Source organism: Erythrobacter longus (assembly GCF_000715015.1).
In the GTDB taxonomy this organism is placed as follows: Bacteria; Pseudomonadota; Alphaproteobacteria; order Sphingomonadales; family Sphingomonadaceae; genus Erythrobacter; species Erythrobacter longus.
In genome coordinates, this window is the sequence record NZ_JMIW01000001.1 from 24,672 (window position 1) to 36,007 (window position 11,336).

Sequence of the window (11,336 nt, forward strand, 5' to 3'; positions counted from 1 at the left end):
GCCGCGCGAAAAAGCAGGGGGCAGAGTATGAGCGAAGACCAGAGTACGTCGCAGCCGATCACCGACTATGACATTCACAAAATCCTCAAGGCTCTGCCGCACCGCTATCCGCTTTTGTTGGTGGATCGGGTGCGCGAAATTCATCTGAATGAGCGCATCCACGCGGTGAAGGCCGTGAGCATGAATGAGGAGTTCTTCCAGGGGCATTTCCCCGGCGCTCCCATCATGCCCGGCGTGCTTCAGATCGAGGCCTTGGCGCAAGCGGCGGCAATCCTTGGAATTGAAACGCTTGGTCTTTCCGGGACTGGCAAGCTTGTGATCTTCATGGGTATTGACGGGGCGAAATTCCGCGCCCCTGTGACGCCGGGCTGTCTCCTCGACCTTGAGGTTGAATTTCTTCAACAGCGCCGCACTATCTACAAGTTCAAGGGCAAGGCCAGTGTGGAGGGCAAAACGACGTGTGAATGCGAATTCACCGCGATGATTGCTGACCCGCCAAAAGACTAAGCGTACATCTTCGCCTCTTGCAATTTTCGGGGGCGGCGTTATGTGCGCCGCTTCTTCCAGTTTTATAGCTCCTCCGGTCGGTACCGGCGAACGCTCACAAGGATAAAGACGATGAAAGCCGAAGGGCACCCACAATATCACATGATCACGGTCAAAATGACCGATGGCACCGAATTTCAAACGCGCTCCACCTGGGGCAGCGAAGGCGAGACGCTCGCACTTGAAATTGACCCGACAAGTCACCCGGCTTGGACCGGCGGCAACCGTCAAATTCAAGAAGGTGGCCGTGTGGCTGCGTTCAACAAGCGTTTTGGCGGCCTTACTCTCAAGAAGTAAGCGGCTTCCGATCTGAAACGAAAGAGGGCGGTCCTGTCGGGGCCGCCCTTTCTTTTTGGCGGTTCGGCTCACGCCGGTGTAAGCGTTCAGCGATGAACGCATGGATATTTCTGAGCCTTGCCATTGCCTTCGAGGTGACCGGCACCTTTTTCCTCAAGCTCTCATCGGGTTTTGAAAAATGGCAATGGGGCGTGGCCTCGCTTGCCGCCTATTCGCTCAGCTTCTGGATGCTTGCACCTGCGGTAAAGGTAATCCCGGTTGGGATTGCCTATGCAATTTGGTCAGGCTGCGGGATTGTCGCGATCAGTATGATCGGCCTGTTCGCCTTTGATGAACGGCTAAGCGCGCTGCAATTTGGCTTTATCGCGATGATCTTGATCGGGGCAGTAGGACTAAACCTGAGCGTTCAGCATGGGTAGGACGGCTTACATGCAAGCGTAGTCAACAAGCGTTGCAGATGCCGGTTTGGTCAGTTTACCGTTGTCGCTGGCCCATTCGATTTCATATCCATAAAGGCAGGGGATCCCCGGATACTCGCGCTCTGCATTCTTTGCCTCAGCATCGAGATTGAATTTATGCGTTTCGAGCCATTCAATTAGCTCGGCCTCGCCGGTGCCCACTGGGAATGCCTGCGCGAAATGGTCGATCTGAAGCTTGTCGGGCCACGAAAAATCGCGAAGGACTTCTGGGGGACGTTCGCTTCTTGCAGCAGCTATGCCGAGCATGATCGGCTGCCATGCAATTGCCACCAGAGCGCTGAGCACCAGAACTGCGGCAAGTGCCCATTTACGCCATCCTTTCAACACATGCTCTTTCACCACGGCCACTCCCTTTCCCGGTACCATTTGGTGATGACGTATTTCACGCCTTTGCGCACCTTCATTCCATGGTGAAGCGTGTTGGGGTTTAGCTCTCCGTCGGGGCGTTTGTTGTTCCAGCATAGGAGCTTTCCAACTTCGGGCTGAAAGGTCTTGCCCACGACTTTGAACCGAGTTGCGCCGCCGGCTTCGACCTTGTTCAAATAGATCATAAAGGTCCATGTGCGCTGGCCAGAATCGCTGCAGAATTTCTTGAAATCCGCTGTGCCCGGAGTGAAATAGTCGGTGTGCGGTTTGAACTCCTGTCCCACGTCATAGCGTTGCCCCTGAACCGGCTCACCCAACGAAGGGTCAATGCCGTTGAGATCATGCAAAAGCGCGTCGAGCTTCTGCACAACCGGGTCCTTTCGCGCGAGGTCGCAGGTTTCGCTGGTGCGAAAGTAATCATCGCCATTGGGGTCCGCGATCGTGCTGGGCCGCCGGTCATGATCGATCATCGCCATCAATTGCTGGCAATGGTCAGGGGTGAGGAAATCTCGTGCTTGAAAAAGCTCAATCGCGGGGTGGGGAATGCGCTGGATACCCTCGCGCCGCACAAGCTTGTCCAGTACAGAATCGGTCAGCACACCCATGCTTTCGCATTGTTAAGTGGATGACTGTTCAAGGCAAGCTTTCTTGCCGACGTAACATTATTGCGCAAAGTGCGATTGATGGCAGTTTTCGCTTCCAATGCTGGCGACATTGTGCAATTGGCTCGCGCCCGCACACAGCGGTCTTGACCTTGGCAGTTCTTCGAGCAATGGCGCGCAACGCAGCGCGACTTGGCAAAGGACCAACATGGTCACCCAAAGGAAGCGGGGCATGTGGCGATCGTAGCTCAGTTGGTTAGAGCGCCGGTTTGTGGTACCGGAGGTCGGGGGTTCGAGACCCCTCGATCGCCCCATTTTCCCCCTTTGGACTGCCCCTTTTCAAGGGCTTGGTTAAGCCGCGCGCGAAATATGCGCCGATGACGCCGGGGGCCCTGATTTATGACTGCTTTTTGGACCGAAGCCGATTTTGATGACCATGAATTCGTGCACTTTGTGCGCGATCATGCATCGGGTCTCACAGCGATTATTGCGGTCCACTCGACCCATTTGGGTCCAGGAGCGGGCGGTACGCGCTTTTGGCATTACCCAAACCCCAAAGACGGTCTTCGCGATGCGCTGCGTTTGTCGCGCGGCATGAGCTACAAGAACGCAATGGCGGGCCTTCCTGCTGGCGGTGGCAAGGCTGTGCTGCTCGCAGATGAAGCGCGCACCAAGACGCCTGAAATGTTGGCGGCGTTTGCCCGCGCTGTCGAAGGGCTTGGCGGGCGCTATATCACTGCGCAGGACGTTGGGATGTCGCAGGACGATATGGTCGCTCTAAAAGCGAACACCGACCATGTCGCAGGCCTTCCGGGGCAGGGCGGTGATCCGGGGCCGTATACGGCGCGCGGTGTGTTTCTGGGAGTGAAAGCGGCGGCTCAGCGCGCTCTGGGCGCGGGCGACATGCGCGGCGTGCGCGTCGCCATTCAAGGCCTGGGCAGCGTTGGCGGAGGTCTTGCGCGTTACCTGGCTGCTGAGGGGGCCGAACTGACCCTTGCTGACATCAATCGGGACCGTGCCACCGCGATGGCAGAGGAATTGGGCGGCACCGCCGTTTCCGCTGACCAAATACTCGCAGCCGAAGCCGATATTATCAGCCCCAATGCTTTGGGCGCGATCATAACTGAACAATCAATCGACGCGCTCAAGGCCAAAGTGGTCGCTGGCGGAGCCAACAACCAACTCGCAACCGGCAGCGAAGGCGCAATGCTGAGGGATCGCGGCATTTTGTACGCGCCCGATTATGTGATCAATGCAGGCGGGATCATCAATGTCCTGCGCCATGTCGATAATGCCGATGACGATGAAATCAACGCGCGCATTGATCGTATTCCAGGTCGTCTTTCCCAAGTTTGGGACGAAAGCGATACTTCAGGCCAATCACCGGATGTCGTCGCTGATCGCATGGCTCAGGAACTTATTGGCCGCGCATAAGTACATTTGCGAGTGCTGTTGCAAAGTTTGCGCTCTTGCTAGGTCCGCTGAGCGCTCTATGACGGGTCGCAAGAGGTATATGTCCGTTGCATATTTACGCGAACCCTAAGCGATTTTTGTCGCTCGCAAGCTGGATGACACCGCTCCTGTTTTGGGGCGGGTTGGTGATGGTTGTTGGATCTATCGCATGGGGCCTGTTGGTTGTCCCACCTGACCGCTTGATGGGCGAAACCGTCCGCATTCTGTTTATCCACGTGCCAGCAGCATGGCTTGGCATGGGCGGATGGACCGGGATTGCGATTTCCTCTGCTGCACTTTTGATATGGAAGCACCCGCTCGCAGGCCTTTCTGCGCGCGCAATTGCGGTGCCTGGCATGGTGTTTACCGGCATTTGTCTGGCCACCGGCTCCATCTGGGGACGGCCCACTTGGGGCACTTGGTGGGAATGGGACGGACGCCTGACCAGCATGTTGGTGCTTCTGTTCCTTTACGGCGGCTACATCGCGCTGGCTCAGGCAACCGCGCGCGAAGGCGGATCGCCCAAAATCCCTGCGATTCTCGGCATTGTGGGCGCGATTATTGTGCCGATCATCAATCGTTCAGTCGTGTGGTGGAATTCTCTTCACCAACCGCCAAGCCTTACAGCTGGCAAGAGCGCGATTGATCCAGAGTATTTGTGGCCACTTCTCATTTCTACCCTGGGCTTTTCGCTTTTGTTCGGAGCCATTGTGCTGATGCGCATGCGGGCTTTGATCGCAGAGCAGCAGGTTGAGGCGCGCCTGCGTCGGCGGGCGCTTGATGAAGATGTGGCGCCCGATAATGTGGCGCCCGATAATGTGACAGGCGTCACACCGTCCGGAATGGAGACCGCGTAATGCGTGAGGCATTGGACCATTGGCCCTTCGTGATCGGCGCTTATGCTATTGGCGCTCTGGCCATGGGCTTTCTGATTGCATGGAGTTATCAAGCCATGCGCAAGGCGGAAAAGCGCCGTGAGGAGTTGAAACGCAAATGAAGGCGAAACACCAGCGCATGACTTTGGTCATCCTTGCTCTGATCGCGATTGTGGCAGCGGGCCTGATCGCGGCTTGGGCATTGCGCAGCCAGGCCAACTATTTTTATCTGCCCGAACAGATGGCAGCAGAGCCACCTGCGGTCGGTCAAGCGGTGCGTTTGGGCGGTATGGTCGCCGCCGAATCCATCAAGACCGCCGAAGATGGGATTACCGTCAATTTCCTCGTCACCGGCAACACCGACGACATGATCCCCGTGACGTATAGTGGGATTTTGCCAGACCTATTCGTCGAAGGCTCGGGCGTTGTTGCCGAAGGGTCTTTGCAATCCGACGGCACTTTCCTTGCGACCAATCTTCTGGCCAAGCACGATGAAAACTACGTGCCGCGTGAGCTGGAAGGGCTTGAAGGACACGAGAAATCAGACAGCTATGCAGAAACCGTGGCGGGGTTGAAATAAGATCACATGATAGCTGAACTGGGACACGCTGCCCTATGGCTCGCCACGGCTCTTGCTGTGCTGCAGATGGTGGCAGGGGCGCTCGGGCTTAGAGAAATGGGCCTCAAAAACGCGAATGCGGGCGTTGTCGCTTTGGCAAGGCCTGCAGCGGTCGTGCAGGCTTTTCTTGCAACGCTGGCCTTTTTCCTCCTGCTCTATGCCTTTGCGATCACCGATTTGTCGATCAAGCTGGTTGCAACCAACTCACATTCGATGAAGCCGTTCATCTATAAGCTGACGGGCACTTGGGGAAACCACGAGGGCTCCATGCTTTTGTGGGTGGCGGTGCTGGCGCTGTCTGGTGGGCTTCTTGCAGGGTTAGAGCGGCGCCTGCCTGAAAAGACCATGTCAGCCACTTTAAGCGTTCAAGGCTTTGTTGCGCTTGGCTTTTACAGCTTCCTTTTGATCTCTTCCAATCCGTTTGAACGTCTGCCGCTGCCAGCTCCAGAGGGCTCTGGTCTGAACCCGCTGTTGCAAGACATTGGCCTCGCGATCCACCCGCCAACGCTTTACATTGGCTATGTTGGACTGTCAGTTGCGTTCAGCCTTTGCATGGGCGCGCTTATCACCAAACAAGTGACGCCAGACTTTGCCAAAGTCATGCGGCCATGGGTTCTGGGTGCCTGGGTGTTCCTCACCTTTGGCATTACGGCGGGCTCTTACTGGGCGTATTACGAGCTTGGCTGGGGTGGCTGGTGGTTCTGGGACCCGGTTGAAAACGCCTCGCTCATGCCGTGGCTTGCAGCGACCGCATTGCTCCATTCGGTCAGCGTTCTGGCCGCGCGCGATGCGCTGCGCACATGGACCATCATGCTGGGCGTTCTTGCATTCTCCATGTCGATGCTTGGCACCTTCCTGGTGCGGTCCGGCGTCATCACCAGCGTCCACGCCTTTGCCGTCGATCCAGAGCGCGGGAGCTTTATCCTTGCGCTTCTTGGGCTGTATATTGGCGGCGCTTTGGTGATCTTCGCAATGCGGGCAGGGTATATCGCAGAAGGAAAGCGTTTTACCGCGACAAGCCGCGAGGGCGCTCTGGTCTTTAACAATGTGATGCTTTCAGCGATCCTTGCGATTGTGCTTCTGGGCACGCTCTACCCGGTCTTTACCGAGGTGTTCGATGTGCGCGTTTCGGTTGGGCCACCATACTTCAACCCGGCAGGCGCAATCTTCGCGATCCCGATGTTTGTGGTGATGGCCATTGGCCCGCTCCTTCGCTGGAAAGACGATAAGCCCGCACGCATTCAGTTTGAGATGATGATGCTTGCCGCCATTGCGATCTCGGTCATCGCACTGGTCGCATTCTTTGGCAGCTATGGCTTCTTGCCGATCCTTGGCCTTGCCTTTGCGGCCGCTCTTGGCGTTGCTGCGCTCCTTCCTCTTCGCGGACGAAAGCTTTCGCGTGTTCCAACCGCGACTTATGGCATGGTGATGGCGCATTTTGGCGTCGCAGTCTCACTCTTTGGCATGGCAAGCGAAAGCGCATTTACAGCCGAAAAGCTCGCAGCGGTTTCTGCTGGTGGGCAAGAGCAAGTCGCAGACTGGACAATCGAGCTTGAAAGCGTCGATCCTATTGCAGGGCCCAACTGGACCGCGGTCGAAGCGCGCGTCATTGCAACGCGCGGCGACGGGGAAAGCGTGCTTCTCACCCCGCAGGCGCGCAATTTCTGGGCGCCTTCTCAAGCCACTAGTGAAAGCGCACTTCTCACCACCTGGGACGGACAACTCTACGCAGTAATTGGCGATTCTGCAGGCGTCGATGCAAACGGCAATCCGCGCTGGCAGCTGCGTATCTGGTGGAAACCGTTTGTGACTTTCATCTGGTACGGCGGCTTGCTCATCGCGTTTGGCGGGGTCTTGTCGATCATTGGCCGTTTGCAGGTCGATCTCAGGCGCCGCTCGGCGATCAAGCGCGGGAAAGAGCGCCGCGAGGACGCTGAAGCCATTGGCAGCAGCGCCGCGCCGGAGCCTGCGGAATAATGCGCCTTTTGTATCTCATCCCGCTTGCCCTGTTCCTGTTTTTTGCAGGGGTGGCTGGCTATCAACTGACCAAGCCTAAACAAACGGCAATTCCGTCGCAGATGGTTGAGCAGGCTTTGCCCGAGTTCGAGCTTCCACCTGCGCTGGACGGAATGCCAGGCGCATCGCGCGCCGATTTTGTTGGCGGAAAGCCCAAGCTTCTCAACATCTGGGCCAGCTGGTGCGTTCCCTGCATCGCTGAGGCACCGCACCTTGAACGCCTTAAGGAAGAAGGTGTCGAGATTATCGGCATCGCCGTGCGCGACCGGCCAGAGGCTGTTTCGGGCTTCCTTTCGCGTTATGGAAATCCCTACACCCGCATCGGAGCCGATGACATTTCGGAGCTTATGCTCGCTGTGGGGGCCTCTGGTGTCCCGGAGACTTACGTGATCGATGCAGAGGGAAACATCCGATACCAACACATTGGCGATATTCGTGAAAACCACGTCGATCTGCTTTTGGAAAAGCTTGAGGAGGCGGGTTGATGCGGCTTTTCATTGCGCTTTTGGCTCTCATTGCAGTGCAGCTTACCGGACCGGTTGCTGCCCAGTCGGGTATGCCGCCTGCGCCATACGCTTACACCCAGCTTGAAGACCCGGCATTAGAGGCTGAGGCGACGGCGCTGATGCACACGCTGCGCTGCCTGAAATGTCAGTCGCAAAGTATCGCCGATAGCGATGCTCCAATGGCTGGCGATATGCGCCATCAGGTCCGCTCGCGCCTTCTTGCTGGCGAAAGCGCGGATGAAGTGCGCGATTGGCTGACGCAGCGGTATGGCGACTATGTCAGCTATGAGCCCACGGTGAGCAGCACCACGTGGCCGTTGTTCGCCATCCCGCTGCTGTTGCTGGCCCTGGTCGGCCTTGTGTTATTGCGCCGTCTTGGCAAACGCGGCTCACATGCGGATGGTGCGGCATGATCGGTCAATGGCTTGCCATTCTCGCGCTCACTCTGGTGAGTTTTGCAATCGCGGCTTTCTACTTGCGGATGCCCAAACAAGGTTTCGCCGTCTTCGGAGCAGCGCTTTTGCTTGGCCTTGTGGGATACACCTGGGCCGGGTCTCCTGGACAGCGCGGCAGCCCCAAGCAGCCTGAAACGCAAGTCGAAGCCCAATCAGGCGAGGAAATGGTCGAAGCGCGCCGTGCCTTGTTTGACCCAAGCCAGGCCAAGCCCGATTATCTCACCTTGTCCGATGGCTTTGCGCGCCGTGGCAAGTTTGACCAGGCCGCTGCGCTCCTGCGCAAGGGTCTTCGTGAAAACCCCAATCACCTTGAAGGTTGGCTTGCGCTCGGCATGGCCCTGACCGGTCATGCAGAGGGGTTTGTCACGCCTGCTGCCAACTATGCCTATGGAAAGGCGCGGGAAATTGATCCGTCCAATCCGGGGCCGGACTTTTTCCTTGGTACATCTCTCTTGCAAACGGGCCAGATCGTTGCCGCGCGCGACATTTGGGGGCGGTTGCTTGAAAACTCGCCCGATGATGCGCCTTGGAAAGAGGAAATTGAAAACCGAGTTGCTCGCCTCGATCAGATGATCGCCAATGCGCCCATGCTTCAATAAATGCTCCGATAGGGACTTGTCCCTAGACCAGAGTTGCAGGGCCACATCCTCGGTGGTAGAGCGCGCGGCCTTGAACGGGTGAAGACACAACTGAGTCTCGCCGGTCAAGCCACGATACGGGATAATCGCACACCATGAGCGAAACCTCAGCAACACCAGAAGGCTCTTCGCTGGATACGCACTCCAGCGGGCACGCGCACGGCGGCTCTAAAGCCGCACTTGCGGTCGGCGCGATTGGTATCGTTTTTGGCGATATCGGGACCAGCCCGCTTTACGCTTTCCGTGAGACTTTTGCGGGCACTGCCAATGTCGCAATCGACCGGATGCATGTGTTTGGTGTCGTTAGCCTCATTTTCTGGTCGATGCTGCTTGTGGTGTCGATCCAATATGTGACCATCCTGATGCGCGCCGACAACAAAGGGCAGGGCGGTTCGCTCGCTCTCGTGGCGCTGTTATCGCGGCATATGGGCAAATCGTCCTATGGTTGGATGGTGGTCCTGCTGGGCGTGTTTGCGACTTCGCTATTCTACGGCGATTCCATGATTACGCCGGCGATCTCCGTTCTCTCAGCGGTTGAGGGACTGACCGTTGTGGATGCGGGGCTCAAGCAATATGTGATCCCGATTGCGCTGGGTCTGCTCGTGTTCCTCTTCATGCTCCAGGCTCGCGGGACAGCGAAAGTGGGCGCTTTGTTCGCGCCGGTTATGATCGTTTGGTTCACCGTGCTTGCAGGGTTAGGTGGATGGCAGATCCTCCAGAACCCCGACATCTTGTGGGCGCTCAACCCCTATTACGCTGTCATGTTCTTTGTAACCGATGGCTTTGTCGCCTTTCTTGCATTGGGCGCTGTGGTCCTCGCTGTGACGGGGTCCGAGGCGCTGTATTCAGACATGGGGCACTTTGGCCGCGGACCGATGCGCTTGTCGTGGTTCGGCTTTGTCATGCCGTGCCTTCTTCTCAACTATTTTGGCCAAGGCGCGATGATCGCCGGGCTTCCCGCGGATCAAGCCGCCGTTGTGGTCCAGAACCCGTTCTTCCTTTTGGCAAGCGAAGAGTGGCGCTTGCCACTGGTGTTTCTCGCTACGCTTGCGACCTTTATCGCTAGCCAGGCGGTGATCTCGGGCGCGTTCTCGATCACTCATCAAGCGGTGCAGATGGGCTTTATGCCGCGCCTTTCAATCCTTCACACGTCTGAGACCGAGGGCGGCCAGATTTACATTCCAGTCGTCAATTGGGCGCTGATGGTGGCGGTGATCCTGCTGGTGCTGACGTTCCAGAACTCGTCCAGCCTTGCAAGCGCTTACGGCATCGCGGTGACCGGTGCGGTCACTATCGACACGCTTCTGATGGCGTTTTTGCTGATCAGCGTGTGGAAGTGGAAATGGTGGTACGCAGCGCCGGTTGTGCTGCTCTTCCTGATTGTCGACGGAGCGTACTTTGCAGCCAACCTGACCAAGGTGCCGGACGGTGGCTGGTTCCCGCTGGCCGTTGGTTTTGTGGCGTTCACCCTTCTCACCACATGGGCGCGCGGTCGCAAGTTGATGCGGGCCAGGATGAGCGAGGGTGCACTCCCGATGGAGATTTTCGCCAAGTCCGCCAAAAACTCTGCACTACGCGTACCGGGAACTGCGATCTTTATGGCGAGCAGTCAGGCAGGCGTGCCCTCCGCGCTGCTCCACAATATCAAACACAATAAGGTCCTTCACGAACGGGTCGTGATCCTCACCGTCGACATTCAGGACGAACCTTATGTCGATCCTGACAAACGGTGCGAATACACCGACATGGGCGATGGCTTCTACCGCGCGGTGCTGCGCTATGGCTTTATGGAAGACACCAATGTGCCCGAGGGTCTTAAAAGCATGGGCGTCTATTGCGGCGGGCATTTCGACATGATGCACACCAGCTTCTTCCTCTCGCGCCAGACTTTGCTGGCCAGCGACAAGCCGGGAATGTCGATCTGGCGAGAGAAGATATTTGCCTGGATGCTGAGGAATTCAGCCAGCGCGATGGACTTCTTCAAACTGCCCACAAACCGCGTGGTGGAATTGGGCAGTCAGGTCGAGATTTAGAGCCACGGGCTCGGAATCGAAGTATTCAGGGGGAGCCGCTTATGCCCACGAAAGTCGATTTCAAACGCACCGTGCGCGATCATGCCAAGCTTGAGGGTGAGGCGGTCATTTCGATTGGCACCACCACTTTCACCGGAGATGGCGACCGGCTGTTTCTGAACTTCAAGGATGTCGGGATTCTTTTCTCTCACGAGGACGCCGAAGACTTTCTCAAAGCGGCGATGGCGGCATATTTGCGCCTTGGATATGGCGGCGATTCTGGCACTTCTCAGTAAGCTTGCACCGGGCCTATGAGACACCGGTGTCTCATAGGGTCCAACACGAAATGGGTTAAACCGCTGAAAAATGGTATCTTGTAGGCAAAATCCTATGAGACACATTTGCGGCAGAGCGCAAAAACGAGATTCACTTGTGAAAGAGCGGACGGCAGTATCGCGGCCTTTTCACAAGTA

Annotated in this window: 15 protein-coding genes and 1 tRNA gene; 14 read left to right on the forward strand and 2 right to left on the reverse strand. The window is 57.2% G+C overall.

The genetic code is table 11. The annotated features are described in order from the left end of the window. Positions 1-27 precede the first annotated feature (27 nt). The 3 genes from fabZ (at position 28) to EH31_RS00145 (ending at position 1,262) form a co-directional block, all read left to right on the forward strand. Positions 28-507, forward strand: coding sequence for a 3-hydroxyacyl-ACP dehydratase FabZ (gene fabZ / locus EH31_RS00135; protein WP_051698822.1), 480 nt, complete (start codon positions 28-30; stop codon positions 505-507). A 111-nt stretch (positions 508-618) separates the two neighbouring features. Continuing rightward, complete coding sequence (gene rpmE / locus EH31_RS00140) at positions 619-843, forward strand: 50S ribosomal protein L31 (RefSeq protein ID WP_034957353.1); 225 nt, start codon at positions 619-621, stop codon at positions 841-843. Between the two features lie 92 nt (positions 844-935). After that, positions 936-1,262, forward strand: coding sequence for a DMT family transporter (locus EH31_RS00145; protein WP_034957355.1), 327 nt, complete (start codon positions 936-938; stop codon positions 1,260-1,262). Positions 1,263-1,268: 6 nt separating this feature from the next. On the opposite strand, the gene EH31_RS00150 is transcribed toward EH31_RS00145, so the two are convergent. Both EH31_RS00150 and EH31_RS00155 read right to left on the reverse strand, forming a co-directional pair. Further along, the gene (locus EH31_RS00150; protein WP_152553407.1) at positions 1,269-1,661 is read right to left on the reverse strand and encodes a hypothetical protein; all 393 of its coding nucleotides are present in this window, start codon (positions 1,659-1,661) and stop codon (positions 1,269-1,271) included. Further along, complete coding sequence (locus EH31_RS00155) at positions 1,658-2,293, reverse strand: prolyl hydroxylase family protein (protein WP_034957357.1); 636 nt, start codon at positions 2,291-2,293, stop codon at positions 1,658-1,660. The genes EH31_RS00150 and EH31_RS00155 overlap by 4 nt, the downstream gene beginning before the upstream one ends. Positions 2,294-2,527: 234 nt before the next feature. On the opposite strand from EH31_RS00155, the gene EH31_RS00165 reads away from it, so the two are divergent. The 11 genes from EH31_RS00165 to EH31_RS00210 all read left to right on the forward strand — a co-directional run bounded on the left by EH31_RS00165 (position 2,528) and on the right by EH31_RS00210 (position 11,159). Then, positions 2,528-2,604, forward strand: a tRNA-His gene (locus tag EH31_RS00165). A gap of 85 nt (positions 2,605-2,689) precedes the next feature. Next, positions 2,690-3,724 carry a Leu/Phe/Val dehydrogenase gene (locus tag EH31_RS00170; RefSeq protein ID WP_034957361.1) on the forward strand — a complete coding sequence of 345 codons (1,035 nt, stop codon included), beginning with the start codon at positions 2,690-2,692 and terminating at the stop codon, positions 3,722-3,724. Positions 3,725-3,810: 86 nt separating this feature from the next. Further along, a complete protein-coding gene (gene ccmC / locus EH31_RS00175; RefSeq protein WP_051698823.1) occupies positions 3,811-4,599 on the forward strand; it encodes a heme ABC transporter permease CcmC in 789 nt (262 codons plus the stop codon). After that, a complete protein-coding gene (gene ccmD / locus EH31_RS17110; protein ID WP_081853152.1) occupies positions 4,599-4,739 on the forward strand; it encodes a heme exporter protein CcmD in 141 nt (46 codons plus the stop codon). Before ccmC ends, ccmD begins: the two co-directional genes overlap by 1 nt. Next, positions 4,736-5,197, forward strand: a complete 462-nt coding sequence (gene ccmE / locus EH31_RS00180; RefSeq protein ID WP_034957362.1) for a cytochrome c maturation protein CcmE — start codon at positions 4,736-4,738, stop codon at positions 5,195-5,197. The genes ccmD and ccmE overlap by 4 nt, the downstream gene beginning before the upstream one ends. Positions 5,198-5,203: 6 nt before the next feature. Then, positions 5,204-7,213, forward strand: a complete 2,010-nt coding sequence (locus EH31_RS00185) for a heme lyase CcmF/NrfE family subunit (protein WP_034957363.1) — start codon at positions 5,204-5,206, stop codon at positions 7,211-7,213. After that, complete coding sequence (locus EH31_RS00190; protein WP_034957364.1) at positions 7,213-7,737, forward strand: DsbE family thiol:disulfide interchange protein; 525 nt, start codon at positions 7,213-7,215, stop codon at positions 7,735-7,737. The genes EH31_RS00185 and EH31_RS00190 overlap by 1 nt, the downstream gene beginning before the upstream one ends. Beyond that, positions 7,737-8,171, forward strand: a complete 435-nt coding sequence (locus EH31_RS00195) for a cytochrome c-type biogenesis protein (protein ID WP_034957366.1) — start codon at positions 7,737-7,739, stop codon at positions 8,169-8,171. Before EH31_RS00190 ends, EH31_RS00195 begins: the two co-directional genes overlap by 1 nt. Next, the gene (locus EH31_RS00200; protein ID WP_034957367.1) at positions 8,168-8,812 is read left to right on the forward strand and encodes a tetratricopeptide repeat protein; all 645 of its coding nucleotides are present in this window, start codon (positions 8,168-8,170) and stop codon (positions 8,810-8,812) included. Before EH31_RS00195 ends, EH31_RS00200 begins: the two co-directional genes overlap by 4 nt. 134 nt (positions 8,813-8,946) lie before the next feature. Continuing rightward, a complete protein-coding gene (locus EH31_RS00205) occupies positions 8,947-10,884 on the forward strand; it encodes a potassium transporter Kup (protein ID WP_034957368.1) in 1,938 nt (645 codons plus the stop codon). Positions 10,885-10,925: 41 nt separating this feature from the next. Then, on the forward strand, positions 10,926-11,159 hold the full coding sequence (locus EH31_RS00210; RefSeq protein WP_034957370.1) for a hypothetical protein: 234 nt from the start codon (positions 10,926-10,928) through the stop codon (positions 11,157-11,159). Positions 11,160-11,336 lie beyond the last annotated feature (177 nt).

Coding starts and splice junctions, on each gene's coding strand:
- EH31_RS00205 (WP_034957368.1), top strand. CDS start 8,947: ATGAGCGAAACCTCAGCAACACCAGAAGGCTCTTCGCTGGATACGCAC.
- fabZ (WP_051698822.1), top strand. CDS start 28: ATGAGCGAAGACCAGAGTACGTCGCAGCCGATCACCGACTATGACATT.
- ccmE (WP_034957362.1), top strand. CDS start 4,736: ATGAAGGCGAAACACCAGCGCATGACTTTGGTCATCCTTGCTCTGATC.
- EH31_RS00185 (WP_034957363.1), top strand. CDS start 5,204: ATGATAGCTGAACTGGGACACGCTGCCCTATGGCTCGCCACGGCTCTT.
- EH31_RS00145 (WP_034957355.1), top strand. CDS start 936: ATGAACGCATGGATATTTCTGAGCCTTGCCATTGCCTTCGAGGTGACC.
- EH31_RS00190 (WP_034957364.1), top strand. CDS start 7,213: ATGCGCCTTTTGTATCTCATCCCGCTTGCCCTGTTCCTGTTTTTTGCA.
- ccmD (WP_081853152.1), top strand. CDS start 4,599: ATGCGTGAGGCATTGGACCATTGGCCCTTCGTGATCGGCGCTTATGCT.
- EH31_RS00170 (WP_034957361.1), top strand. CDS start 2,690: ATGACTGCTTTTTGGACCGAAGCCGATTTTGATGACCATGAATTCGTG.
- EH31_RS00210 (WP_034957370.1), top strand. CDS start 10,926: ATGCCCACGAAAGTCGATTTCAAACGCACCGTGCGCGATCATGCCAAG.
- rpmE (WP_034957353.1), top strand. CDS start 619: ATGAAAGCCGAAGGGCACCCACAATATCACATGATCACGGTCAAAATG.
- EH31_RS00200 (WP_034957367.1), top strand. CDS start 8,168: ATGATCGGTCAATGGCTTGCCATTCTCGCGCTCACTCTGGTGAGTTTT.
- EH31_RS00155 (WP_034957357.1), bottom strand. CDS start 2,293: ATGGGTGTGCTGACCGATTCTGTACTGGACAAGCTTGTGCGGCGCGAG.
- EH31_RS00195 (WP_034957366.1), top strand. CDS start 7,737: ATGCGGCTTTTCATTGCGCTTTTGGCTCTCATTGCAGTGCAGCTTACC.